Here is a 26070-nt window from a genome sequence, read left to right as displayed (position 1 = left end):
CTTATTGACCGGCCGCGCCAGAGGCGGGCAGAGTCGGCGCCGCCGGCGCGGGTGCCGTGGCAGGGGCGGCCCCAGGTGTGGCCGAACCCGCGCCCGGCTTGGATGCGCCCGAGTCAGCGGCCTTGCTATACAGGAATTGTCCGATCAGGTTTTCCAGCACGATCGCCGATTGTGTCATTGAGATCGTGTCACCCGCTTTAAGCATCTCACTATCGCCACCGGGTTCGAGCCCGATGTATTGCTCGCCCAGTAGACCCGAGGTCAGGATCTTGGCCGACGTGTCTTTCGGAAACGGGTATTGCTTGTCGATATCGATCGTGACGACAGCCTGATACGCATTGCTGTCAAAGCCGATCGAGGCTACCCGGCCGACCGTCACGCCCGCGCTCTTCACCGGCGCGCGCGCCTTCAGTCCGCCGATATTGTCGAACTTGAGCTTGACCGGGTACGTTGCCTGAAACGACAACGAGCTCATGTTGCCGGCCTTCAGCGCGAGAAACAGCAACGCCACGAAACCCAACACCACGAACAGGCCGACCCAGAAGTCGAGAGCAGTCTTTTTCATCGTCATCCCAAAGTGAATCCGCCACGCTGCTCCCGCTCCCGTCACGCGCAAACCGAGGCGCGCCCGCCGAGCGAAAACGTGCAGCGCAGTTTTAGCTGAACATCAGTGCGGTCAACAGAAAATCGAGGCCGAGCACCGCAAGCGATGCGTACACGACCGTCTTGGTCGTGGCGCGCGACACGCCTTCCGGCGTCGGCTTGGCTTCGTAGCCCTGAAACAGCGCCACAAAGGTCACCGCGAGGCCGAACACCACGCTCTTGATGACCCCGGCGCCCACGTCGCGCCAGACATCGACGCCGCCTTGCATCTGCGACCAGAACGCGCCGGCATCGACGCCGATCAGCAGCACACCCACCACATAACCGCCGAACACGCCGACCGCGCTGAAAATCGCGGCCAGGATCGGCATGGAAATAATGCCCGCCCACAAGCGCGGCGCGACAACGACCTTGACCGGGTCCACCGCCATCATTTCCATCGCGGTCAATTGCTCGCCCGCCTTCATCAGGCCAATCTCGGCCGTGAGCGACGTGCCGGCGCGGCCCGCAAACAGGAGCGCCGTGACCACCGGCCCGAGTTCACGCACCAGCGAAAGCGCGACCAGCAGGCCCAACGCCTGTTCGGAACCGTAACGGTTCAGCGTGTAATAACCCTGCAAGCCGAGCACGAAGCCGACGAACAGCCCCGACACGGCGATGATCACCAGCGAATAATTACCCACGAAGTGGATCTGCTTCGTGACAAGGCGCGGGCGGCGCAGCAACGGGAAAAACTCGAGCAGCAGCCGGAAGAAGAACCGCGTGGCGTAGCCGGCCGTGCCCAGCCCGTCGAGCACCGAGCGGCCGATCGAACTGATCATGACTGACCTCCGCCGATGCCGAAGTCCGCCGCGAGCGGCGTCTGGCTGGGATAGTGGAATTTGAACGGGCCATCCGGCGCGCCGTCGATGAACTGGCGCACCGTAGGATCGGTCGACGCGCGCAGCTCAGCCGGCGTGCCTTCAGCATGCACCCCGCCGTTGGCGAGGAAATAGACGTAATCGGCAATCGCGAACGATTCTGGCACATCGTGCGTGACAAGGATCGACGTCGCGCCAAGTGCCTGATTCAGCGCGCGAATCAGGTTCGCGGTGATGCCGAGCGAGATCGGATCGAGACCGGCGAATGGCTCGTCGTACATCATCAACTCGGGGTCGAGCGCAATCGCCCGGGCGAGCGCCACGCGTCGCGCCATACCGCCCGAAATCTCCGACGGCGCCAGATCTCGCGCGCCGCGCAAACCGACCGCGTTGAGCTTCATCAACACGAGGTCGCGGATCAGTTCTTCGGGGAGGTCGGTGTGCTCGCGCAGCGCAAAAGCGACGTTTTCGAACACCGACATGTCGGTAAACAGCGCGCCGAACTGGAACAGCATGCCCATCTTGCGGCGCAGCGCGTAGAGGCCGTCGCGCGTTTGTGCGCCGATGTCCTGGCCCTGGAACAGGATCTGGCCGCGCTGCGCGCGCACCAGACCGCCGATCAGGCGCAGCACTGTGGTTTTGCCGCAACCCGAGCCGCCCATAACCGCGACGACCTGGCCGCGCTTGAAGCGCAGATTCAGGTTCGACAGGACGAGCCGGTCGCCATAACCGAAGTCGACGTCGCGCAGCTCGAGTAAGGTCTCGGGGGAGGAAGACACGAAACTGACAGTCCTTTTACACGGAAGGCCGAATTATAGGGCCATCATGGAAATGCTGCCGTGAGGTGCCCTGTCCCTTTACTGAACGTGGCGATTATTGCGTAAACGCATGTTGCAACGCAGAAACCGCGGCAGCCGGGTCGGCCGCCTCGGTCACAGCGCGCACCACGGCCGCGCAGCCCACGCCGGTCGCCAGCACGTCCGGCAGCACCTGCAGGTCGATTCCGCCGATCGCCACCAGCGGCACGACGCCGTCGAGCAGGCGGACATACCGCGCCAGACGTTTCAGGCCCTGCGGCGCGGTCGGCATGACCTTGGTGGTGGTTGGGAACACCGCGCCCAACGCAATGTAGCTTGGCCGGAAGTGCAGCGCTTTCAGAATCTCGTAGAAACCGTGCGTTGACAGACCGAGGCGGATGCCGGCGGCGGCAAGTGCCGACAGATCGGCCGTATGCACGTCTTCCTGACCGAGGTGGACGCCGTAAGCGCCCGCTTCCAGCGCGGCTTGCCAGTGATCGTTGATGAAAACCTGGGCATCGTGCTCACGGCCCGCGGCGACGCAGCGGGCGATTTCGCGCTTCAGTTCGTCGGCGGGTTCGGCCGATTTGCGGCGTAACTGGACCGTTTTCACGCCAAAACCCACCACCCGTTCGACCCATTCCGCGGTCGGCAGCACCGGGTACAGACCGAGCCGGTCGGGGCAACGCGCGAACGCTTGCGCCGGCGCGGCCGGCAGGCCGGCGAGGCGCGGGAAGTGCGTGATATCGGCAGGAAAGGCGTCGTCCGCTTTGGTTTCGTCGCCGTCGCGCCACGCCAGCGCCAGCACCAGCGCGTCGTGTGGATCGAAGCCGCAGTCCAGAAATGCCGCCAGCGCGGGAATCCAGTCTTCCGCCAGATGGCCTTCCAGACTGTATTTCTCGCCGCCCAGATGCAGCGTCGCCGCGTTCTCGGCGGCGACGATCACGCCCGCGCCCTGCACCTGCCAGCGCGCCACCTGCTCGCCATGCTGCTGCGCGTCGGCGACGATGATCAGGTCGCCGCCGTTCGGCTCGTCCGGCGCGGTCAGGCAGATGCGCCACGGCGCATGCGTCGGCGGCCACTCGCCCAGGCGGGCGCGGATCCGCTCGGCGGCTTCGGTGAGTTCATCGGCGGGCGGCCAGAAGAGGTCGCGGCCCGTCAAAGGCAAAGTTTGCGTCATGCGGCGCTCCCGTCTTGATGCCAGAACGGCATGCCGACCACCGGCGTGCTCGCGTGCGCGCTTTCGCGCTCGGCCATCGGCCCCGCCAGAAAAGCCTGGCGGCCCGCTTCGACGCCCAGTGCGAAGGCGCGCGCCATCGCGTCAGGATGCGTTGCCTGCGAAACGGCGGTGTTCAGCAGCACGCCGTCGAAGCCCCACTCCATCACTTGCGCTGCGTGCGACGGCACGCCGAGGCCGGCATCGACGATCAGCGGCACGTCGGGCAGGCGTTCGCGCAACACGCGCAGGCCGTACGGATTGATCACGCCCTTGCCGGTGCCGATCGGCGCGCCCCACGGCATCAGCGCCTCGCAGCCCGCATCGAGCAGGCGACGGCCGATCACCAGATCTTCGGTGCAATACGGCAGCACCTTGAAACCATCCTTGATCAACTGCGTAGCGGCTTCGATCAGGCCGACCGGATCAGGTTGCAACGTGTAGTCGTCGCCGATCAGTTCGAGCTTGATCCACTCGGTTTCGAAGATTTCACGCGCCATATGCGCGGTCGTCACCGCCTCGCCGACGGTCAGGCAACCGGCCGTATTGGGCAGCAGCGGCACGCCGTGGCGCTTGAGCAGATCGAAGAAGCCGGCTTCGGCGCCGCCTTCGTTCATCTGCCGGCGCAGCGCGACGGTCACCATGCCGGGCTGCGCCGCGTCGATCGAATCGGACAGCGATTGCAGCGATGGATAGCGCGAGGTGCCGAGCAACACACGGCTCGCGAAAGTCTGGCCGTAGAGCGTGAGCGCGTCGGCGGTTTGGGGGGCAGTCATTTGCATAATCCTGGTCTCCGGCAAGGCGTGGCGCGGGGCTTAACCGCCGGCCACGGGTTGCACGACATCGAGCTTGTCGCCCGGCTGCAGCGAGCGCGCCGCATGTTGGGTGCGCGCGACGAAATCGCCGTTCAGTGCGACCGCAAATGGCGGACGCGCGCCGAACGCGGCGAGCGCATCGGCGACAGTCGCGCCTTCGGGCAACGACAACGGCTTCTGATTGATATGAATGTCCATGGTGTTCGAATACGGTTCAATCGATAGCGGTAACGGCACGGCGCCCTTGTTTGCCCGCGGTTATTTCACCCGCAGGCGCGCAACGCTCATGCCGGCTCCCGCGTGGCGTCCAGTTGAAACAGCTCGCTCCAGCGCGCGGCATTTTGCCAGTCGGCGAAAGCATCGGCGTCGCCGATGCGGCCGTCGAGCAGCGCTGCGGCGAAGCGCACAGCTTCGTCGGCAACTTCGGGCACGATCATGTAGCCGTGCCGGTACAGGCCGTTCACGCGCAATGTCTGCGCGCCATCCCACAGCAAGGCCGGACGGTGGTCCGGCAAAGTCGGGCGGCACTGCGAATTCAGTTCGAGGATGCGTGCCTCGCCGAAGCCAGGATGCACGGAAAACGCCGCACTCAGCAGCTCGAGCGCCGAGCGCACGCTGACGGGCGACATGTCCTCGCCTTCGACTTCGGTCGCGCCGATCACGTAGAGATCGTCCTGCTTCGGCGCGATATACAGCGGGTAGCGCGGATGCAGCAGGCGCACCGGCCGCGTCAGCTTGATACCCGGCGCATGCACGCGGGCGACTTCACCGCGAATGCCACGCAACGTAGGCAGCACCGGCTTCGCGCCCAACCCCCGGCAGTCGATCGTGATGCAGGCAGCCGGCAGCGCATGATCGTCGACCGGCGTGTTCCAGTGCGTTTCGACACCACGCTGGGCAAGTCCCGCGGCGAGCGCGGTCAACACCTGACGGTTATCCAGCTGGCCTTCGCGCGGCAGCAACCAGCCCTGGTTGAAGCGGCCCGCCAATGCGGGCTCGGCGGCGCCGAGTTGAGCGCCCGCCAGCGTCACGAAGCCGCCGTCGAGCAACTCGGCAGGCGCGTTTGAGCGCACCCGGCGTTCGAACAGCGGCGCTTCGGTGCGGTCGGCGTGATGCCATACGACCAGCGTGCCATTGCGCTGGAAAAACACCGGTTCGGGCAATTCGGCCAGCACGCGCGGCCAGGTGTCGAGCGAACTTGCGCCCAGACGGGTGATCAGCAATTCGGCACTTGCGGCTTCGGCGAGCGGCGCCAGCATCGCGGCGGCGACCCAGGCTGCCGCTTGCGTACCCGCGGCATCGCCGCGCTCATAGAGCGCCACGCGATGTCCTTCACCGGCAAGACGCCACGCAACGAGGCGTCCGCACAGCCCACCGCCGAGCACGGCGAAATCGGGTTGAGCTAAACGATTCATCGCACGCACTCCGAGTTACAGCGGCAAGCAACGCTCAAGCAGCACGGCGCGCCGACACAACCGACGAAAACGCGGTGAAGAGCAAAACACATGTCTGAAGAATAGGCGGTCATCGAGTCCTTTCCGTACGGCAAAAAAACGCACGTACCCAGGACGAAACCGGCGGGTGAGGCCGGCCGGGCAATAAGCACGTCCAATGACGGACGCCGCCCGGCGGGGAATGGAAGACTGGCTGCTTCCGGAAACTTCCCGCGCCGGTATTACCCGGATCGGGTGCAAAGGGTCTCTCTCAGCCTCGCCGCCGCTGCGTGAAAATCACGCTGCCTGTGGGCAAAGCACCCCTGTTTCGTCGAAGGTCATTAGACCATAAAAGGCGCGGCGCCCGCAAACCAACGGCCTCCGGCGTCACACGCCGTTGATCCGTCACTATCTTTCGATTCATCAATACGGCCGGATGCAGCGCTCTGGCACAATGCCAGGACCGGATGCCACTGGTGCGCGGGTGACATGCCTGGCCGCCCGCGCGCCAGCGGCATCGAGGCGGGAGCTCAGAGCGGAAATTAATTTTCACTTAAGGGCTTCGCGCCAGAATCGGTCGCTCACCCGGACGTGCGTTCGTCGAGCACGACGCCCGGGGCACGCACCGCAAACCCGCCGTTGGGCCGGCCCGACTGGGGCCGCCCGACGCGGGCCAGCACTTCACCAGGATGCTCATGACACCGAATACCGCTTCCAGCCCCGCGCTGCCGCCGGACGAAAAAGTCTCCGCATGGAGCCTGATCAAACCTTACTGGGTTTCCGAAGAACGAAAAACGGCATGGGCGCTGCTCATCACGATCGTCGTGATAAACCTGCTCATCGTGTGGATCAACGTGCGCCTGAACCGCTGGAGCGCCGACTTCTACAACGCGCTGCAAACGAAGAACGTGCACGATTTCCCGCACCTGCTGATGGTGTTCTCGGGGCTCGCATTCGGCTTCATCATCCTTGCCGTGTACGGCCGCTATCTACGCCAGATGCTCGGCTTCCGCTGGCGCCAGTGGCTGACCACGCGTTATCTCAACGAATGGTTGCACGACAGCGCTTTCTACCGGATCGAACGCGACCGGCTCGCCGACAACCCCGACCAGCGGATCAGCGACGACTTGCAATCGCTCGCCACCAGCACGCTTTCGTTGACCCTCGATCTGCTGTCCACGGTCGTCACGCTGGTCTCGTTCATGACGATCCTGTGGTCGCTGGCCGGTGCGCTGACCGTTTCGCTCGGCGGCATGCCGGTGCAGATTCCGGGCTACATGGTGTGGGCCGCAGCGCTATACGCGGTGGTCGGCTCAGTGATTATCCAGAAGGTCGGCCATCCGCTCGTGTCGATCAATTACCAGGCGCAAAAAGTCGAGGCGGATTTCCGTTTCGGTCTGATCCGTCTGCGTGAAAACGCCGAGCAGATCGCCTTCTACGACGGCATGGAGACGGAGAAGAAGAACACGCACTCCTTGTTCGGCCGCATCCGCGACAACTGGTGGCAGGTGATGAAGTACACCAAGCGGCTCACCTTCGTGACGGCCTTCTACGGCCAGATTGCAATCATCTTTCCGCTGGTGGTCGCCGCACCCCGCTACTTTGCGGGCGCTTTCACGTTCGGCGTACTGATGCAGATCTCGAGCGCATTCGGTACCGTCAGCGATTCGTTTTCGTGGTTCATCAATAGTTACGGCAGCCTCGTTGAATGGCGCGCTACCGTGAACCGGTTGCGTGAATTCAAGCGCATCGTGCATGCGCCGCGTCTGAAGGAATCGGTGTCCCCCGCTACCGCGCATGGCGGCATCAATCTGCATTTCGTCGACGAAGACCAGCTCACAACAGAAGGCCTCCAGCTTGCGCTGCCGAACGGCAACCCGTTGTCGCGCATCCGCGATATCGCGATCAAGCCGGGCTCGCGCTGGCTGGTGCGGGGTCCGTCCGGCTCCGGCAAGAGCACGCTGATGCGTGCGCTCGCCGGCTTGTGGCCGTTCGGCGACGGCTCGATCGACGCACCGGTCAACGCGCGCATGATGTTCATCCCGCAGGTCAGCTACATGCCGATCGGCACGCTGAAGGCGGCGCTCACCTATCCGTCTTCTGCAGACACCTACACCGACGACGAATGCCGCGAAGCACTGATCACCTGCCGCCTGTCGGAGTACGCCGACCGTCTGCAGGAATCGGGGCACTGGACGCGCATTCTCTCGCCGGGTGAACAACAGCGTCTCGCCGGCGCGCGCGTGCTGCTGCACAAACCGGACTACCTGTTCCTCGATGAGGCGACCAGCGCGCTCGACTCGGAAAACGAGGCACGCCTCTATCATGTATTCACCGAGCGGCTGCCGCAGGCGGCGATCGTCAGCGTGGCACATCGCGAATCGCTTGCGGCGTTCCATGACGAAACGCTCGACGTCGAGCGCTCGGGCGAACCGATCGCCGCGTGAACAGCATGAGCAACTCGAGCGACATGAGCAGCGCCGGTGACGCAAGCAGCACGACTGGCATGGCTGACGCCGGCCCCGATCGGGTTGTCCTGATCACCGGCGCGGGCTCCGGCATCGGCGCCGCACTGGCCCGGCGCATCGCCGCGCCGCGCACCGCGTTGATGCTGCATGCACGCGGCGCCGACGACGAAGCGCGCCAGCGTCTTGCACAAGTGGCCGCCGATTGCGGCGCGAACGGCGCGCGCTGCGCGACGGTGTTCGGCGATCTCGCCGAACGCGGCGCTGCGGAACACGTGATTCATCAAACGCTCGCGAGCTTCGGCGCGCTTGATCAGCTGGTAGCGAACGCTGGCCACGCGCAACGGCAAACGCTCAACGCACTCGATGCGGATGTGTTCAGCGCTGCCTTCGCCGCCATGCCGGCCGCGTTCGCCGCGCTCGTCAAGCGTGCGACGCCCGCTCTGGAAACCTCGAAGCGAGGTCGCGTGGTCGCGCTCAGTTCCTTCGTCGCGCATCGCTATCGCGTGGATGCGCCGTTCGCCGCAACGGCTGCGGCGAAAGCGGCGATCGAGTCACTGGCCAAAACCGCCGCCGCCGAACTTGCGCCGCATGGCGTGACGGTCAACTGCGTCGCGCCCGGCTATACCCGTAAAGATCGCGGCCCAAGTGCCGATAATGCATCGGTGTGGACGCGCGCCGCCGAAGCGACGCCGCTCGGCCACGTCGCCGAACCCGCGGATATCGCCGCGCTGATCGCCTTCCTGCTCTCCGACGAAGCGCGTCACATCACCGGCCAGGTGATTCATATCGACGGCGGCCTGACGCTCGGTTAGGCAGCGCGCCGCAACATCCGGAAACACGCGAGAACAGTTCGAAAGCATTTGCGAAGCGGGCAAGCTGTTCCGCCCTTTGAAAATCCCCTGTAGCAGCGACGATAGTCGTGCGGGCCGTACCACGCGCCGCCCGCCCCGCCCCTTACTGCTACTGGACTCTCCGCACATGTCATTCGATCGCCGCTTCTATCCTTTGACCCAGCGCGCAGCGCTTGCGCTTGGCGCAGCCCTGCTGCTCACGAGCGCCGCGTACGCTGCGCAAGCCACCCAGCCCAATGAGCCGGCGGATGTTTGCCCCGCGCTCAAACACATCGTCGACGCACCCGACTTCAAGCAGCTGCACGCGCAACCTGCCGCGCAACTGCCGGGCGTATCGGCCATGGACGACTGCCGCGCCAACACGCATGCCTACGATTGCCACTGGCGCGCACACTGGCAAGCCGACGGTGTCGTCAACGATCCGCTCGAAGAATTCGGCGCCGATATCGCCGCCTGCTTTCCGAACGTGGTGCACGACGTCAACACGCCGACGCGTCAGCATTTCATCGTGACCACCGAAGACCGGCGCGTGAACGTGACGGCCAGCGTGCAAGGGCAAAACGAGCTGCGCCTGCGCGTCACGCGCTGAGCGTGGGCCGTTTTTGCCACGCTCCGCTGCGTTTCCGCTGGGACCCGTTGTCATTCGCCGCACTTCCTCACCGCCACCAGGCACCGCATCATGACCTCTATGCCAAGCTTGCGCGCTTACGCTTTCACGCGGGCCCCAATGGCCGCGTGGGTCATGTTGCGGCGGCCTTGTGCGTGGCTTGCCGCTTCGGCCACCCTTGCCTGCGGTCTGAACGGCTGCGCGTGGACGCTGATCTCGGCGGCCGACGCCACCGGCTCCGTGATTCAGGCCGGCTACGCGATCGCGGCGAACTACTCGTCGCCGACCTTCATCAATGGCCGCCCGGCGGACGTGCATAACGTCTGCATCGAAGTAAATCAGACTGTGACGGTCGGCGATTTCGTGCCGGCGCTGCAGCTTGCGCTTGACCGGCACGGCATTCGTTCGGACGTCTACAATCCGGGCACCTCACCCGCCGGGTGCGAGGCGCGCCTCGTCTACAACGCCGCAATCGATTACGGCCGCCGTTCGTTCAGCGACGAAACGATCCAGTATCTGTCGATCATCGATCTGACGTTAATCCAGCACGGTCGCATTCTCGTCACCGCGCGTTACCAGACCGGCGGCCTCAACACCGACCGCTTCTCTACCGCCTCAACCAAACTCAATGGCCTGATCGACAAGATGGTGGTCGATCAGACCCAACTGGCCCGGCAACCGATGCAGACCATCCAGACATCGCTGGCGAACTAGGCGCAAGGCCTGCTTGCTTTCTCTTACACGGGAAAGGATTCGAAAGCGTTTCGCGCTTTGCGCCGCTCGCGTGGATCACTAAGATGACCTGGATGAACCAATCCATTCTGGTCGTCGATGACGACCCCGTCGTACGTGAGCTCGTCAGCGAATATCTGGTGGGGCGTGGCTTCAAGGTGTCCACGCTCGAACACGGCATGGCGCTGCAGCGTAGCTTGCAGGACGAACGTCCCGCGCTGGTCGTGCTCGACATCATGATGCCGGAGCTCGACGGCATTAGCGCGCTGCGCGCATTACGCGTCGCCGGCGACGATATTCCTGTGATCCTGCTGACCGCACGCGCCGATCCGATCGACCGCGTGATCGGCCTCGAACTCGGCGCCGACGACTATCTCGGCAAGCCATTCGAACCGAGCGAGCTGGTCGCGCGGATTCGCACGGTCCTGCGCCGACGCGGCACGATTGCGCCGAGCGCGCCGGAACACCGCGCGCCCTATCGCTTCGGTCGTTTCGAGGTGAATTTTCCGGCGCGCGAATTGCGCCGCGACGGTGAGCGGATTCCGCTGCGTTCGAGCGAATTCGCGATGCTTAAGGTGTTCGTCACGCACTCAATGACCGTACTTACGCGCGCGCAGTTGCTGGAGAAACTGCACGGCAATAGCGAGGTGCATCGCAATCGCAGTCTCGACGTCTCGATCTGGCGTTTGCGGCGGCTGATCGAAGTGGATCCGTCCGAGCCTCGCTATGTGCAGACCGTCTGGGGACGCGGCTACGTGTTCGTGCCGGACGGTGAAATCGGCGCTGCGGAGCGCGACGCGCCGCCGCTTGCGTGATGCTTGCCGGGGAGCACCCGGCGCGAGGCATCGGACTTGAGAAAACCTGCGCGGCGTGTCACGCATCTCGCGCATCTCACGCACACGCCGCTAAAACGTCAGCACGCTCAGAAACATTCTCTGCAGCCAGCCCATCGTGGTGGAGTCGGACACCATCCCCACGCCGGCCTGCTCGATGCGCGCGTTCGCGACCTTGCTGGACGCCACGTAATTGCCTGCTTCGATATCCTTCGGATTGACGATGCCCGACAAACGCAGGCGGTCACGATTGCCGCTCATCGCGATCACCTTCTCACCCGACACCACCAGATTGCCGGTCGACATCGTCCCGATCACGGTCACGGCCAGCGTGCCGGTCATGCCGCTGATGTCGGTGAGGCTGCCCTGTCCCTTGTATTCAGTACTGGCCGAGCCGATGTTGAATAGCCTCGCAAGCCGCGCGGCGGCATTGGTCGACTGATCGGCGGCGGTCGCGGTGATGCTGCTCGAACGGCTCGCGGCGGCGGTCGCGCTGTTGTTGCCGCTGTAGGATTCCGACAAGCGGATCGTCAGCACGTCGCCGATATGCTGCGCACGCGGGGTTTCGTAGAGCAGCAAGGGCGCGCCGGCCTGATAGATCGCACCTTGCGTGTTGACGTTCAGCGGCGCCGACGCGAGCGGCGGCGACATTGGCGTTTCGACGATTGACGGCTGTTGGCCGCTCCCGCAAGCCGCGAGGCAGGCCGCCGCGCCCAGCGCGACAGTGAGACGTAGCGCAGTCATGCATGCTCCTTGGCCGGATCGGCCGGGTAAAAAAACGGACTTTGCGGTCGTGCCTGATGCCGACGCTGAGTTCAACAATGCAATCTGAGCCGCGCATGGGACCGCAATCAGCGCGACAGATGAGGCCTGACATCACCCCGCCTCGGCGCCGCTCGCCTGCCATTGCCGCACGACCGATTTCACCCATGCGTCCGAGCCTTTCAGCAAATAGGTGAGCGTGCCGTTGCGGGTGCCTGGCAGAAAACACAACGTGATCGAACTCACCGCGTTTTCCCATACGTAGACCGGCAGCGCGCCCGATGACGACACGCTTTGCGTCACCAGACGCGGCGTGCCATAGCGGTCCGCGAGTGCGTCGCGCAAGTCTTCGGCGGTAATTTCGTCGATCACAAAGGAAATCTCGTACAGACGCAGCGCGCTCTGGCCGTCGACACGCGCAAAGCGCAGCACGTGTTCCAGCGACGGCGCGCCGTCGACAACGGCTTGCGACACCGCCCAGCCGTCGTCCGCGCGATGCGCCCAGCGGCAAGCCACCGTCAGACTCTCGCGCGATTTCAACCGCATGCCGAGCGCGCCTGCCTGCACGTCCGTCTCGCAGACGGGCACGCTGCCAATCGGCGTAGCGCGCACGGTCGAACCCGCGCGGAATTCGTCGAGCGTGATGCCGAGCGCAATACCGCGAAACGCAAACGGTGCGTCCTGCGAGCGCCGACGTGCGTCAGCGGAAGCGGCCTTCGACGCTGCGTTAGCGGCGTTAGCCGCGTTCGCTTCGCGCACGACGGGCTGCGCCGCAGCGAGCATCGAGAACGCGCCGCCCAGCAGCGCCACCACGCAGGCAAACCGTTTGAGTGTCATGATTCAGTCGATCGCGGATGAACACATGTCGAACGGGGTGGCCGCGGCATGGCCGACGACCGGGATGATTTTCAGTGTGGCCGACGTCAGGCGGCACGGCAGCGCGGCGACGGCGCAGCCACCGAGTGGCAGCAGCGCCGCGCCCAGCGTCAACCACGCAGCGACACGGATGAAACGCTCAGGAATGCTCGAGGTCGACACACGGGCCTCGGTGCGTCAAGCAGTCGTGTTGACGTGATGCCCGACCAGCCCCGCCGGCAGCGAAGGAGGCGCCTCGCTAGCGGCTTCCCTGGTCTGCGGCGTGGCCAGCGAGTTGGTCGGGGCTGCGGGTTTTTCCGCTGGCGGCGTGGGCGCGAGCGAAGAAAAGCGGGTTGAGCTGAGATTGCTATGAACGGTCATGATGAGCCTCGCGTGGCGCTAGGTTTCGATTTCACGCCGCCTGCCGTGGGCCCAAGGCGTTAGGCTGTTTTCGGCATGCGGCGCAACGTACTGCACGACGAATCATCTCGCCGCGCACGTAGTGGCGATGCGCGAAGGAACGCGCGCTTTTCCACGGTTCTTACGACCCGTTGCGCCCCCTTGCCGTCAGTAGCAATTGCGCACAGATTCTTTCCCCGAAGAAATTCAAGCGGTGCAAAATGAGTTCCACGCCGCGCTGCGCATGGGCAGATGGGCCAACGCCTTACGGTTGGGTTGCCGGCGCGTTGCCGGTGCATTGCCGGCGCGTTGTTGGATAGGGCGGCCGTGAAATATGCCGTGAGCCTTTGGTGGCGGGCCTCACGCCCGGACCGGCGGGCACGGCGCGGGCCTGGGTAAGCATTGGTAAGAAAACAGTCGATCGCGCGCCGCGCGTGCCAGTCTAAAATTTCGTTATGAATCCACAGGTCCTTATCGTCGACGACGACCCGGTAGTGCGCGATCTGCTTTGCAAGTTTCTGCAGACGAACGGCTTCGACGCGTCAGTGCTGCATGACGGCACCCATTTGCAACGCCGGCTCGAACGTGAACGGCCGTCGGTCGTCGTGCTCGACATCATGATGCCGAACACCGACGGCTTACGCGCGCTCACCGCGCTGCGTGCCGCCGGCGACGACATTCCGGTGATTTTCGTGACGGCGCGCGGTACGGTGGCCGACCGCATCGTCGGGCTTTCGCTCGGTGCGGACGACTACCTGACCAAGCCGTTCGACCCACGCGAACTGCTCGCGCGTATCCATACGGTGCTGCGCCGCCGCGGGCCGTCCACCACGAGCGCGCCGGAAGCCCGCAAGCCATATCGCTTCGGGCCGTTCGAACTCGACTTCGCCACGCGCGCACTGTCGCGCGACGACTCGAAGCTGCCGCTGCGCGACAGCGAGTTCGCCCTGCTAAAGATTTTCGTCAACAATCCGTACAAAGTGCTGTCGCGCGTGCTGATCCACGATCTCGTGCATCGCGACAATCTCGCCTTTCGCGATCGCAGCCTCGACGTGCCGATCTGGCGCCTGCGCCGCGTGATCGAAGACGACCCGTCCAATCCCTGCTACGTGCAGACTGTGCGCGGCAAGGGCTACGTATTCGTGCCCGACGCCGACGGCACACCGTTCGCCGACGAGGCTGCCTCAAGCGCATGAGAAACCCGCTGAACACGCTGTTCGGCAGAATGGCGTTATTGTCGGCAGCGGTGTTGTTCGCAATTCAGGCCGGGTGGTTCGTACTGGTGGTAATGCAGCCGCCGCGCCACGAAATCGACGGCTTCGCACGCGGCATTCTGCTCGTGCTGCAGGCCATCAACGGCGAGCCAATGAAGGGCGCCGCGCTCGCGCCAGCCATGCGGGTGCACCTCGTGCCCACCTGGAACATGCCGTCGAGCGTCCACCTGCGCACGCCGGATCAGCGTCCGCTGGTCGAATTGAGCCGGCACTTGCGCGAGAACCTGCCGCCCGGCACGCAGATCGCCGTCGACGACCTGCGCCCGCCGCAGCTATGGGTGCTGTTCCCCGGCAAATCGAACTGGGTTGTCGTGCCGGTAGACGTGCCGCCGCGCCCGCGCTTCGTGATCGAATCCGTCTCGATGCTGGCGGCCGCGCTGATTCTGTCGCTGTTCGCGGTCTGGCAGATGCAGCGACCGCTGTCGCGCGTGGCCGATGCCGCCCGCGAGTTCGGTTCGGGCGGCCGGCCGGAGCCCGTGACCGTTCAAGGCCCGCGCGAACTACGCGATCTGATCGGCTCCTTCAACGACATGATGCGGCGCCTGAACGAGGCCGGAGACGACCAGGCGGTGATGCTGGCCGGCGTCGCGCACGACCTGAAAGCGCCGCTCACGCGGCTCAAGCTGCGTGCGAGCGTCCTGGTTGCGGAAAGCGAACGGGCCGGCCTGATCCGCGACGTCGACTCGCTGACCAACATCGTCCAGCAGTTTCTGGAGTTTGCGGGCCAGTCCGCCGACACCGGCCCGCCAGTCGAAGTCGACGAATTCCTGCAGGAACAGTTTTCCGCCGGCGACAGCGCCGAGACACCGCTCTTCACGCTCGATCTGCGCGCCGGTTCGTCGTTCACGCTGCCGCGCACCTTGCTCGACCGGCTGGTCACGAACCTTGTCGACAACGCGCTCGAGCACGGCTCACCGCCGGTGGATATCGCCACGGCGCGCGATGACAGCCGTTGGGTCATCAGCGTGCGCGACCACGGCCCAGGCATTCCCGACGACCGCATCGCGGCGGCGATGAAACCGTTCGTGCGGCTCGACGCCGCCCGTGGAGGCGAAGGTCATTGCGGCCTGGGGCTCGCGATTGTCGCGCGCCTCGCGCACGATCGCGGCGGACGCTGCCATGTGCGCAATCACGTGCAAGGCGGCCTGGAAGTACGGATCGAATTGCCGGTTGGGCCGGCACACGCGTAAGGATGATCGGGAAGGGTGTAGCGGCGTTGAGCATGGGCACTTACGCGCCCTTACCAGATGGCCTTTCGTGATGGTTGCGGCCTTATAGTCGCCCCCGGCAACCTCGATGCCGCCCTTCTCTGTCCGCCCGCTTATTTGGGGCGGACTTTTTTTCGTTTGTACCTGCCGGTGTGGTCCGCGCAATAACAGGCGTACCAGCGCACCAGGCGCGGTGAGCGCGAGTCAGACGACGAGGCGGTCGTGCAACGCGTCAATGGTCGCTTGAGACAGGCCGAGGCCTTGTGTCAGATAGCTCGCCATCGTGCCGTAGCTCGCCTGCACCTGGTCGAACCCCGCTTGCAGATAATTGTCCTGGACAGTGAGCAGAGGCGACTCGCTCGCAGCGACCAGGTCGCCGCTTTGCGCGCGTATCGTCTCGGTCTGCGCCGCGATCGACTGGGCCAGATAGACGTTGCTCAGCAGATAGTCCTGCATGATGACGTCGAGCGGCACGTTGGCAATGCTGAGCAGGAGAGCCGCAACCCAACCGGCGCGATCCTTACCCGCATTGGAATGAAAAAGTTGCGCGCCGGCGCCGTTGGCGAGTCGCGTGAGGAGCTCGCCGTAGCCGACTCGCTGGGCGGCGCCGGTGACATAGGCGCGCGCCTCAGCCTCCATGAAAGCGACGGCGGCAGCTGCCGTATCGAAGGTTGGCGCGACAAAGTCGCTGACACCCAGCACGTCGAGCGCTTGCGATGTCGCGCCGGCCGGCAGGATATCCGCGGTACGCGCGATTTCGCCGGGCGTGCGCAGATCGTAGACCGAGGCGATGCCGAGTTTGTCGATCGTGATCGTGTCGGCGGCGCTCAAGGTCAGCGTGTTCGCGCGGTAAAAAGCGCCGCGGCGCATCTGTTTGCCGTCAACCGTGGGATAGCCGGCAGCCGCGCCCGCCACATCGCGGAAGTTACTTACCGAGGCGAGGCGCGGTGTTTCCGGCTGATCGGCGTCCAGATTTCCGCCCCCGCAAGCCGACAGCAGCGAACTGCCCATGCCGGAGAGCAGCAACACGCTTGCCGAAGATTTCAGGAATGCGCGGCGCGATTGATAAGCCCGCAAAGGCATACTCGCGGAGCGACGGGATGGCGAGCAGGTTTTTGCGGTTGCGTACATTAAGGATGACGGGTGCGGACGTGAATAGGACTTTCCCAGCTTGAGTGCTGCCGGCGCAGTTTAACGGCGAATAATTTTTTTCGGGTTACTTCGTAGTAGTTGGTAATGAACCGGAATGAAATTGCTTACTCCATCGCCATTTTTGACCACAACTGGCCGCACAACACCTCATCCCCTTAGAATACAAAAAACCCCCGATCAAGCCGCCGGAAGGCAAAAACCGCCTGGAGAACACAAAAAAACATGCCCTCTCTCCAATGGTTCACCGAACTGACCCAGCGCGAACGCCGCACCCTCTACGCTGGCTTCGGCGGCTACGCAGTCGACGCGTTCGACTTCATGATCTACTCATTCCTTATCCCGACGCTGATCGCAACGTGGGGCATGACCAAAAGCGAAGCCGGCATGATCGCGACCAGTTCGCTGATTTCGTCGGCGATCGGCGGCTGGCTCGCCGGCATTCTGGCCGACCGCTACGGACGCGTCCGTGTGCTCCAGTGGACCATTGCCACCTTTGCGATCTTCACCTGCCTGTCAGGCTTCACCCACTCGTTCTGGCAGTTGCTGACCACCCGCACGCTGCAAGGCATCGGCTTCGGCGGCGAATGGTCGGTCGTGACGATCATGATGGCTGAAACCATCCGTTCACCTCAACATCGCGCGAAAGCTGTCGGCACCGTGCAGAGCAGCTGGTCCGTGGGCTGGGCCGCGGCGGCCATCATCTATTGGGCGTTCTTCGCGCTGCTGCCGGAACAGGTCGCATGGCGCGCCTGCTTCTGGATCGGCCTGTTGCCGGCGTTGTGGATCTTCTACATTCGCCGCAATGTCAGCGATCCTGACATCTTTCTCGAAACACGCCGCGCGCGCGACAGCGGTTTCGATACCTCGCACTTCCTCCAGATCTTCTCCGTCCCTCACCTCAAAACCACCCTGCTCGGCAGCGTGCTGTGCACCGGCATGCTCGGCGGCTACTACGCGATCACCACCTGGCTGCCGACCTATCTGAAAACCGTGCGCCATCTGTCGGTCTTCAATACCAGCGGCTATCTGATCGTGCTGATCGTCGGCTCGTTCACCGGCTATATCGTCGGGGCGATTCTGTGCGACAAGATCGGCCGGCGCGCGTCGTTCGTGCTGTTCGCGATCGGCTCGTTCGTGCTCGGCATGGTCTACACAATGCTGCCGATCACCGACGGCATGATGCTCGCGCTCGGCTTCCCGCTCGGTATCGTCGTGCAAGGAATTTTCGCGGGCGTTGGTGCGTATTTGTCGGAGCTCTATCCGAATGCGATCCGCGGCTCGGGCCAAGGCTTCTGCTACAACCTGGGCCGCGGTCTCGGCTCGTTCTTTCCGATCCTGGTGGGTACACTGTCGCAAACCATGACGCTTGTTAAGGCGATGGGTATCGTCGCCGGTTCGGGCTATCTGCTGGTGATTGTCGCCGCGGTGTGTCTGCCGGAAACCAAGGGCAAAGTGCTCGGCGCGACCAGCCCTGCCGCCTGAAATCGCTGTACACAACCATGAAAACGATTGTTCTGGGCGGCGGCGTCATTGGCGTCGCCACCGCGTTTTATCTGCGCCAGCAAGGCTGCGACGTCACCGTGATCGAGCGCGAGCCGGACGTCGCGCTCTCCACCAGCTTCGGCAATGCCGGCGTGATCGCGCCGGGCTATGTAACACCGTGGGCTGCGCCCGGCATGCCGGCGAAGATTCTCAAGTATCTCTTCGAGCCCGCCTCGCCGCTGATTTTCCGCCCCACCCTGGATCCGGCTCAATGGCGTTGGATCGCGCGCTGGCTGCGTGAATGCGACCTCGAACGGTTTCGCGTCAACAAGCAGCGCATGCAGCGCATCGCTTATTACAGCCGCGAGTGCCTGCACGAATTCCGCGGCCGTCACCCGTTCGACTATGGCCGCAGCCAGGGCTATCTGCAATTGTTCCGCAGCGAGTACGACGTCGAGCTCGCGCAACCGGCGTTGGCGGTCCTGCGCGACGCGGGCATCGCGCATCGTGAAGTCAGTGCAGCGCAGTGCGTCGAGATCGAGCCGGGTTTGCGCTGGGCACGTCAGACGCCGCTCTCAGGTCTCTATCTCCCCGACGACGAAGCCGGCGATTGCGCCCGCTTCACCCGCGAGTTGCGCGCGATCTGCGAGCGCAACGGCGTGCAGTTTCGCTTCGACACGCGGGTCAGTTCGCTCGATGTGCGAGGCGGCACGGTGCGCGCGGTGCATGTCGAGAGCGAACGCGGTAGCGAGACATTGCAAGCGGATGCGGTCGTGGTGGCGCTAGGCGTCGACAGTGCGGCACTGCTCGCGCCGCTCGGTGTGAAGGTGCCGCTCTACCCGGTCAAAGGCTATTCGGCGACGCTGCCGGTCACCGACGATGAAAAAGCCCCGCATGCGGCACTGATGGACGAGTCACTGAAGACGGCGATCACGCGCTTTGGCAACAACCTGCGCGTGGCCGGCACCGCGGAGCTCGGCAACCGCCAGACGACCTTGCGAGAGCAGGCCTTGCAGACGCTGATGAAAGTGCTCAAGGACTGGTTTCCGCATGCGGCCAATCCGACCTCCGCACACTTTTGGGTGGGTCGCCGGCCAATGACGCCCGACGGCGCACCGCTGCTCGGGCCATCTGGTGTGGACAATCTGTGGCTGAATCTCGGGCACGGCTCGACGGGCTGGGCAATGTCGATGGGCTCAGGCCGCGTGGTCGCGGATCTGATTACGCAGCGCACGCCGGAGATCGATCTGGAAGGGCTGACGTTGGCGCGCTATCGGAAGTAACAATTAAAAAGCCGGGTCACCCTCTCAGGTGCCCGGCTTTGTTTTTACCGCTTTGTCGTCTCCACCACATCCTGCAAGTAGTGGCTGGTTTGCGCGTTGAAGACGCGGAAACCAGCCGGAGACGTTACGTTAGCGCGGCAGTTCGGAATGACCCATCAGGAACGCATCGACCGAACGTGCGCACTGACGGCCTTCGCGGATCGCCCACACAACCAGTGACTGGCCACGGCGCATATCGCCCGCGGTGAAGACCTTGTCCACCGACGTGTAATACGCCTTGTCGCCTTCAGTCGACGCACGCACGTTGCCACGGTTGTCCTTGTCGACACCGAATGCTTCGAGCACCGGCGACACCGGTTGCGTGAAGCCCATGGCCAGCAGCACCAGATCGGCCTTCATTTCGAATTCCGAGTTCGGCACTTCCTGCATCTTGCCGTCCTTCCATTCGACGCGCGCGGCGATCAGCTTCTCGACCTTGCCGTTCTTGCCTTCGAGACGCTTGGTCGCCACCGCCCAATCGCGCGAGCAGCCCTCGTCATGCGACGACGACGTGCGCAGCTTGATCGGCCAGTACGGCCACACGAGCGGCTTGTTCTCTTCTTCCGGCGGTTGCGGCAGCAGTTCGAATTGCGTGACGCTCTTCGCGCCATGACGGTTCGACGTACCGACGCAGTCCGAACCCGTATCGCCGCCACCGATCACGACCACGTGCTTGCCTTTGGCGAGCAACTGGTTCGCGACCTTGTCGCCGGCGTTGACCTTGTTCTGCTGCGGCAGGAATTCCATCGCGTAGTGAATGCCTTCCAGCTCGCGGCCCGGCACCGGCAGATCGCGCGGCGTTTCCGAACCGCCGGCGATCACGACCGCGTCGAACTGCTCTTTCAGCTCGGCCGGCGTGATGGTTTCCTTCGCGGTGTTGCCGATGTATGCCGGCAGCGAATCCGCCTTACCGATGAACACGTTGGCGCGGAACGTCACGCCTTCGGCTTCCATCTGGCGCATGCGGCGGTCGATCAGCCACTTCTCCAGCTTGAAGTCAGGAATACCATAACGCAGCAAACCACCGATGCGGTCGTTCTTCTCGAACACAGTGACATCGTGCCCCGCGCGCGCGAGTTGCTGCGCGACGGCCAAACCGGCGGGGCCTGATCCGACTACCGCGACCTTCTTGCCGGTCTTGTGCTTCGGCGGCAGCGGCGCGACCCATCCTTCGGCCCACGCTTTGTCGATGATCGCGTGTTCGATCGACTTGATGCCGACCGCGTCGTCGTTGATGCCGAGCGTGCACGCCGCTTCGCACGGCGCCGGGCAGATGCGGCCCGTGAACTCGGGGAAGTTGTTCGTGGAGTGCAGCACTTCGATCGCGGTCTTCCAGTCCTGATGGAACACCAGGTCGTTGAAGTCCGGGATGATGTTGTTCACCGGGCAGCCGTTGTTGCAGAACGGGATGCCGCAGTCCATGCAACGTGCGCCTTGAATCTTGGCTTCGTCGTCAGTCAGTGCCGCGACGAATTCCTTGTAGTGCTTCACACGCGTGAGCGGAGCTTCGTACGCCTCGTGGCGGCGCTCGAACTCGAGAAAACCGGTTGCCTTGCCCATGTGGTTCTCTTCTCTATCTGTATCAGGTGAGGTGATCTACACCCGCCGCGCGTCGAATGATCGAGTAGTCGAGCGGCGGGTACGGCTAAGTGTGACGTCTGCTGTGCTGATGATCAGCGAAGGCGTTAAGCGGCGAGGACTTCCTTGTTCGCCTTCTTCGCTGCCATTTCGCCCAGCGCGCGCTTGTATTCGGTCGGGAACACCTTCACGAACTGACGGCGCGACGCATCCCAGTTTTCCAGCAACGCTTTCGCACGCGGCGAACCCGTGAACTGGAAGTGACGTTCGATGAGACCCTTCAGCAGGGCTTCGTCGGTTGTGCCGCTGTGCCACAAGCCCTTGTCGACCGTGCGTTCCTGTTCCGCCTGTTGGAGAACCGGATCGAGCGCGACCATCGACTTGTTGCACTTGCCCGCGAACGTGTTGTCCGGGTCATACACGTAAGCGATACCGCCCGACATCCCGGCCGCGAAGTTACGGCCCGTTTCGCCGAGCACGATCACCGTGCCGCCCGTCATGTATTCGCAACCGTGGTCGCCCGTGCCTTCGACAACCGCCGTCGCGCCCGAGTTACGCACGCAGAAACGCTCGCCCGCAACGCCGCGGAAGAATGATTCGCCTTCGATCGCGCCGTACATCACCGTGTTGCCGCAGATGATGTTTTCTTCGGACTTGCCGCGGAAATCGTTGGTCGGACGGATGATGATGCGGCCGCCCGAGAGGCCCTTGCCTACGTAGTCGTTACCGTCGCCAACCAGATCCAGCGTCACGCCTCTCGCGAGGAACGCACCGAAACTCTGGCCTGCGGTGCCCTTCAACTGGATGTGAATCGTGTCGTCAGGCAGGCCGTCGTGGCCGTACTTCTTCGCGATCGTGCCGGACAGCATCGCGCCGACCGTACGGTTCACGTTGCGCACCGGCTGAATGAACGAGACGTGCTCGCCCTTCTCGATGGCGGCCTTCGCCTTCTCGATCAGCACGTGATCCAGTGCGCGATCAAGACCGTGGTCCTGCACGTCGACGTGCTTGCGTGCGACTTCAGCCGAAACCTGCGGCTGATAGAACACGCGCGAGAAGTCGAGACCCTTCGCCTTCCAGTGTTCGACGCCCTTCTTCATATCGAGCAGTTCGGCGTGACCGATCAGGTCCTCGAACTTGCGGATGCCCAGTTGCGCCATGATTTCGCGCGCTTCTTCCGCAACGAAGAAGAAGAAGTTGACGACGTGTTCCGGCTGGCCCTGGAACTTCGCACGCAGCACCGGATCTTGCGTCGCGACGCCGACCGGGCAGGTGTTCAGGTGGCACTTGCGCATCATGATGCAGCCTTCGACGACGAGCGGCGCCGTCGCGAAACCGAATTCGTCCGCGCCGAGCAGCGCGCCGATCACGACGTCGCGGCCGGTCTTCATCTGACCGTCGGCCTGCACGCGGATACGGCCGCGCAGCTGGTTCAGCACCAGCGTTTGCTGCGTTTCCGCCAGACCCAGTTCCCACGGCGTACCGGCATGCTTCACCGACGACAGCGGCGACGCGCCCGTGCCGCCGTCATGGCCGGCGATCACGACGTGATCGGCCTTCGCCTTGGCGACACCGGCCGCAACCGTACCGACGCCCGACTCCGATACCAGCTTCACCGACACGCTGGCCGCCGAGTTGGCGTTCTTCAGATCGTGAATCAGCTGCGCCAGATCTTCGATCGAGTAGATGTCATGGTGCGGCGGCGGCGAAATCAGTCCGACGCCCGGCACCGAGTAACGCAGCTTGCCGATGTATTCCGACACCTTGTGGCCCGGCAACTGACCGCCTTCGCCCGGCTTCGCGCCTTGCGCCATCTTGATCTGGATCTGATCAGCCGACGCGAGGTATTCCGCCGTCACGCCGAAACGGCCCGACGCCACCTGCTTGATCTTCGAGCGCAGCGAATCGCCGTCCTTCAACGGAATGTCGACGATCACTTCGTCGCCGATCACCGACTTCATGGTGTCGCCGTTCTTGATCGGAATGCCGCGCAGTTCGTTGCGATAACGATTCACGTCCTCGCCGCCTTCGCCGGTGTTCGACTTGCCGCCGATGCGGTTCATCGCCACAGCCAGCGTTGCATGGGCTTCGGTCGAGATCGAGCCCAGCGACATGGCGCCGGTGGCGAAACGCTTGACGATATCTTTCGCCGATTCCACTTCGTCGAGCGGGATCGCCTTGGTCGGATCAAACTTGAATTCGAACAGGCCGCGGAACGTCATGTGGCGCTTCGTCTGATCGTTGATCAGATGCGCGTATTCCTTGTACGTCTGGTACGAGTTGCTGCGTGCCGAGTGTTGCAGCTTGGCGATCGCATCCGGCGTCCACATGTGTTCTTCGCCGCGCACGCGATAGGCGTACTCGCCGCCCGCGTCGAGCATGTTCGCGAGCACCGGGTTGTCGCCGAACGCGTCGCGATGCAGACGGATCGCTTCTTCCGCGACGTCGAACAGGCCGATACCGCCGACCTTCGACGAGGTGCCGTTGAAGTACTTCGACACCAGGCCTTCAGACAGACCGACCGCTTCGAAAATCTGCGCGCCGGTGTACGACATGTAGGTCGAAATGCCCATCTTCGACATGACCTTCATCAGGCCCTTGCCGACTGCCTTGGTGAAGTTGTAGACCGCCTTTTCCGCCGACAGGTCGCCCTTCAGGCCGGCCGCGAGCTGGCCGAGCGTTTCCATTGCGAGGTACGGGTGCACGGCTTCCGCGCCGTAACCCGCGAGCAACGCGAAGTGGTGCGTTTCGCGCGCCGAGCCGGTTTCCACGACGAGGCCCGCGCTCGTGCGCAGACCGTGCTGGACGAGGTGCGTGTGGATCGCGGCGGTGGCCAGCAATGCCGGGATTGCGACGTTGTCGCGGTCGGTCTTGCGGTCCGACACGATCAGCATGTTGTAGCCGGACTTGACCGCATCGACGGCTTCCGCGCACAGCGAAGCCAGGCGCGCTTCGATGCCTTCCTTGCCCCAGGCTACCGGGTAGCAAATGTTCAGTTCGTACGAGCTGAACTTGCCGCCGGTGTACTGATCGATCGCGCGGATCTTCGCGATGTCCTTGAAGTCGAGCACCGGCTGCGACACTTCGAGGCGCATCGGCGGGTTGATGTTGTTCGTGTCCAGCAGGTTCGGCTTCGGACCGACGAACGACACCAGCGACATCACCATGTTTTCACGGATCGGGTCGATCGGCGGGTTCGTGACTTGCGCGAACAGCTGCTTGAAGTAGTGATAGAGCGTCTTGTTCTTGTTGGACATGACCGCCAGCGGCGAGTCGTTGCCCATCGAACCGACGGCTTCTTCGCCGGCTTGCGCCATCGGCGCCATCAGGAACTTGAGGTCTTCCTGCGTGTAGCCGAACGCCTGCTGACGATCCAGCAAAGCAGCGGCTTCGCGGCGTTCCGTCGCGACGTCTTCGGCCTTCGCCTCGATTTCGTCGAGCTTGATACGCACGGCGTCGATCCAGCTCTTGTACGGCTTGGCGTTGGCGAGATTGTCCTTCAGTTCCTTGTCGTCGATGATGCGGCCGTGCTCCATGTCGATCAGGAACATCTTGCCCGGCTGCAGACGCCACTTCTTGACGATCTTCGACTCGGGGATAGGCAGCGTGCCCGCTTCCGAGGCCATGATGACCAGGTCGTCGTCAGTAACGATGTAGCGCGCCGGACGCAGACCGTTACGGTCGAGCGTCGCGCCGATCTGACGGCCGTCGGTGAAGGCGATCGCAGCGGGGCCGTCCCACGGCTCCATCATCGCGGCGTGGTATTCGTAGAACGCGCGGCGATTGTCGTCCATCAGCGTGTGCTGTTCCCACGCTTCCGGGATCATCATCATCACGGCGTGGACGAGCGGGTAGCCGGCCATCACCAGCAGTTCGAGACAGTTGTCGAACGATGCCGTGTCGGATTGGCCCGGGTAGATCAGCGGCCACAGCTTCGGCAGATCGTCGCCGAGCACGTGCGACGCGATCGCGCCGGTGCGGGCGTTCAGCCAGTTGACGTTGCCCTTCACCGTGTTGATTTCGCCGTTGTGGGCGATCATGCGGTACGGGTGAGCCAGTTCCCACGCAGGGAACGTGTTGGTCGAGAAGCGCTGGTGCACCAGCGCCAGCGCCGACACCGTGCGCTCGTCCTGCAGGTCGCGGTAATACACGCCGACCTGGCCCGCCAGCAGCAGCCCCTTGTAGACGACCGTGCGCGCCGAGCACGACGGCACGAAGTATTCCTTGCCGTGCTTGAGCTTGAGCGCCTGGATGCGGTGGCTCGCGGTCTTGCGGATCACGTACAGCTTCCGCTCGAGCGCGTCGGTCACCATGATGTCCTTGCCGCGGCCGATGAAGATCTGGCGGATCAGCGGCTCGCTCGCCTTGACGGTGGGCGAAATCGGCATGGTGTGGTCGACCGGCACGTCGCGCCAGCCCAGCACGACCTGGCCTTCGGCCTTCACCGTGCGTTCCAGCTCCTGTTCGCAGGCGAGACGCGATGCATGTTCCTTCGGCAGGAAGACCATGCCGACGCCGTACTCGCCGTTCGGCGGCAGCACGACGCCCTGCTTGGCCATTTCCTCACGATAGAAACCGTCCGGAATCTGGATCAGGATGCCCGCGCCGTCGCCCATCAGCGGATCGGCGCCGACGGCGCCCCGGTGGTCGAGGTTCTCGAGAATCTTCAGGCCTTGCTCGATGATCTCGTGGCTTTTCTTGCCCTTGATGTGAGCGACGAAGCCGACGCCGCAGGCGTCATGTTCGTTTTGCGGGTCGTACAGACCTTGCGCGGCGGGAACCGGATGAGTCGGTTGCTGGTGGTCGTTCATGGGGACACCGTC

At 63.9% G+C, this 26070-nt stretch carries 23 protein-coding genes and 1 riboswitch; of the genes, 9 read left to right on the top strand and 14 right to left on the bottom strand.

Annotated features, from left to right (window positions below):
* Position 1: 1 nt before the first annotated feature.
* The 7 genes from mlaD to R8871_RS32710 all read right to left on the bottom strand — a co-directional run bounded on the left by mlaD (position 2) and on the right by R8871_RS32710 (position 5706).
* Positions 2-565: an outer membrane lipid asymmetry maintenance protein MlaD gene (mlaD, locus tag R8871_RS32740; protein WP_175054119.1), complete on the bottom strand. Its 564-nt coding sequence runs from the start codon at positions 563-565 to the stop codon at positions 2-4.
* A gap of 91 nt (positions 566-656) precedes the next feature.
* Positions 657-1424 (bottom strand): lipid asymmetry maintenance ABC transporter permease subunit MlaE, encoded by a 768-nt coding sequence (gene mlaE, locus R8871_RS32735; RefSeq protein ID WP_120289236.1) that lies wholly within the window; start codon positions 1422-1424, stop codon positions 657-659.
* Entirely contained in the window at positions 1421-2242 is an 822-nt protein-coding gene (locus R8871_RS32730; protein WP_175054118.1) for an ABC transporter ATP-binding protein, read from the bottom strand. Before R8871_RS32730 ends, mlaE begins: the two co-directional genes overlap by 4 nt.
* A 94-nt stretch (positions 2243-2336) precedes the next feature.
* The gene (gene thiE / locus R8871_RS32725) at positions 2337-3440 is read right to left on the bottom strand and encodes a thiamine phosphate synthase (RefSeq protein ID WP_175054117.1); all 1104 of its coding nucleotides are present in this window, start codon (positions 3438-3440) and stop codon (positions 2337-2339) included.
* Entirely contained in the window at positions 3437-4252 is an 816-nt protein-coding gene (locus R8871_RS32720) for a thiazole synthase (RefSeq protein WP_054036603.1), read from the bottom strand. The genes thiE and R8871_RS32720 overlap by 4 nt, the downstream gene beginning before the upstream one ends.
* Positions 4253-4291: 39 nt before the next feature.
* Positions 4292-4489 (bottom strand): sulfur carrier protein ThiS, encoded by a 198-nt coding sequence (thiS, locus tag R8871_RS32715; protein ID WP_175054116.1) that lies wholly within the window; start codon positions 4487-4489, stop codon positions 4292-4294.
* An 86-nt stretch (positions 4490-4575) separates the two neighbouring features.
* Entirely contained in the window at positions 4576-5706 is a 1131-nt protein-coding gene (locus R8871_RS32710) for an FAD-dependent oxidoreductase (protein WP_175054115.1), read from the bottom strand.
* Between the two features lie 229 nt (positions 5707-5935).
* Positions 5936-6059: riboswitch (TPP riboswitch) on the bottom strand.
* 360 nt (positions 6060-6419) lie between these two features.
* Here R8871_RS32710 and R8871_RS32705 point away from each other — a divergent pair.
* From R8871_RS32705 to R8871_RS32685, 5 genes are all read left to right on the top strand, one after another.
* A complete protein-coding gene (locus R8871_RS32705) occupies positions 6420-8171 on the top strand; it encodes an ABC transporter ATP-binding protein/permease (RefSeq protein ID WP_175054114.1) in 1752 nt (583 codons plus the stop codon).
* Between the two features lie 59 nt (positions 8172-8230).
* A complete protein-coding gene (locus tag R8871_RS32700; protein WP_175054173.1) occupies positions 8231-9004 on the top strand; it encodes an SDR family NAD(P)-dependent oxidoreductase in 774 nt (257 codons plus the stop codon).
* A 166-nt stretch (positions 9005-9170) separates the two neighbouring features.
* The gene (locus R8871_RS32695; RefSeq protein WP_175054113.1) at positions 9171-9632 is read left to right on the top strand and encodes a hypothetical protein; all 462 of its coding nucleotides are present in this window, start codon (positions 9171-9173) and stop codon (positions 9630-9632) included.
* Positions 9633-9722: 90 nt separating this feature from the next.
* Entirely contained in the window at positions 9723-10364 is a 642-nt protein-coding gene (locus tag R8871_RS32690; RefSeq protein ID WP_175054112.1) for a hypothetical protein, read from the top strand.
* Between the two features lie 92 nt (positions 10365-10456).
* On the top strand, positions 10457-11197 hold the full coding sequence (locus tag R8871_RS32685; protein ID WP_175054111.1) for a response regulator: 741 nt from the start codon (positions 10457-10459) through the stop codon (positions 11195-11197).
* A gap of 90 nt (positions 11198-11287) precedes the next feature.
* Here the strand turns inward: R8871_RS32685 and R8871_RS32680 are convergent, their stop codons facing one another.
* The 4 genes from R8871_RS32680 to R8871_RS32665 form a co-directional block, all read right to left on the bottom strand.
* Positions 11288-11959, bottom strand: coding sequence for a flagellar basal body L-ring protein FlgH (locus R8871_RS32680; RefSeq protein WP_175054110.1), 672 nt, complete (start codon positions 11957-11959; stop codon positions 11288-11290).
* A gap of 132 nt (positions 11960-12091) precedes the next feature.
* Positions 12092-12814 carry a hypothetical protein gene (locus R8871_RS32675; RefSeq protein WP_175054109.1) on the bottom strand — a complete coding sequence of 241 codons (723 nt, stop codon included), beginning with the start codon at positions 12812-12814 and terminating at the stop codon, positions 12092-12094.
* 3 nt (positions 12815-12817) lie between these two features.
* The gene (locus tag R8871_RS32670; protein ID WP_321207320.1) at positions 12818-12985 is read right to left on the bottom strand and encodes a DUF6726 family protein; all 168 of its coding nucleotides are present in this window, start codon (positions 12983-12985) and stop codon (positions 12818-12820) included.
* Between the two features lie 45 nt (positions 12986-13030).
* Positions 13031-13213 carry a hypothetical protein gene (locus R8871_RS32665; RefSeq protein WP_175054107.1) on the bottom strand — a complete coding sequence of 61 codons (183 nt, stop codon included), beginning with the start codon at positions 13211-13213 and terminating at the stop codon, positions 13031-13033.
* Positions 13214-13686: 473 nt separating this feature from the next.
* On the opposite strand from R8871_RS32665, the gene R8871_RS32660 reads away from it, so the two are divergent.
* Together R8871_RS32660 and R8871_RS32655 are read left to right on the top strand one after the other, a co-directional pair.
* Positions 13687-14427, top strand: a complete 741-nt coding sequence (locus R8871_RS32660) for a response regulator (RefSeq protein ID WP_093643412.1) — start codon at positions 13687-13689, stop codon at positions 14425-14427.
* Positions 14424-15695: an ATP-binding protein gene (locus R8871_RS32655; RefSeq protein WP_175054106.1), complete on the top strand. Its 1272-nt coding sequence runs from the start codon at positions 14424-14426 to the stop codon at positions 15693-15695. Before R8871_RS32660 ends, R8871_RS32655 begins: the two co-directional genes overlap by 4 nt.
* 222 nt (positions 15696-15917) lie before the next feature.
* On the opposite strand, the gene R8871_RS32650 is transcribed toward R8871_RS32655, so the two are convergent.
* A complete protein-coding gene (locus tag R8871_RS32650) occupies positions 15918-16844 on the bottom strand; it encodes a tyrosine-protein phosphatase (protein WP_175054105.1) in 927 nt (308 codons plus the stop codon).
* Between the two features lie 243 nt (positions 16845-17087).
* On the opposite strand from R8871_RS32650, the gene R8871_RS32645 reads away from it, so the two are divergent.
* Entirely contained in the window at positions 17088-18347 is a 1260-nt protein-coding gene (locus R8871_RS32645) for an MFS transporter (protein ID WP_175054104.1), read from the top strand.
* A 17-nt stretch (positions 18348-18364) separates the two neighbouring features.
* On the top strand, positions 18365-19630 hold the full coding sequence (locus R8871_RS32640) for a D-amino acid dehydrogenase (protein ID WP_175054103.1): 1266 nt from the start codon (positions 18365-18367) through the stop codon (positions 19628-19630).
* Positions 19631-19759: 129 nt separating this feature from the next.
* Here R8871_RS32640 and R8871_RS32635 read toward each other — a convergent pair whose 3' ends face one another.
* Both R8871_RS32635 and R8871_RS32630 read right to left on the bottom strand, forming a co-directional pair.
* Complete coding sequence (locus R8871_RS32635) at positions 19760-21229, bottom strand: glutamate synthase subunit beta (RefSeq protein ID WP_175054102.1); 1470 nt, start codon at positions 21227-21229, stop codon at positions 19760-19762.
* Between the two features lie 125 nt (positions 21230-21354).
* Positions 21355-26058: a glutamate synthase-related protein gene (locus R8871_RS32630; protein ID WP_175054101.1), complete on the bottom strand. Its 4704-nt coding sequence runs from the start codon at positions 26056-26058 to the stop codon at positions 21355-21357.
* Positions 26059-26070 lie beyond the last annotated feature (12 nt).

The sequence above is a fragment of the Paraburkholderia sediminicola genome (assembly GCF_902859805.1).
GTDB classification, from domain to species: domain Bacteria; phylum Pseudomonadota; class Gammaproteobacteria; order Burkholderiales; family Burkholderiaceae; genus Paraburkholderia; species Paraburkholderia sediminicola.
Note: the sequence above shows the minus strand (reverse complement) of the source record. Positions and strands in the feature narration are given on the sequence as shown.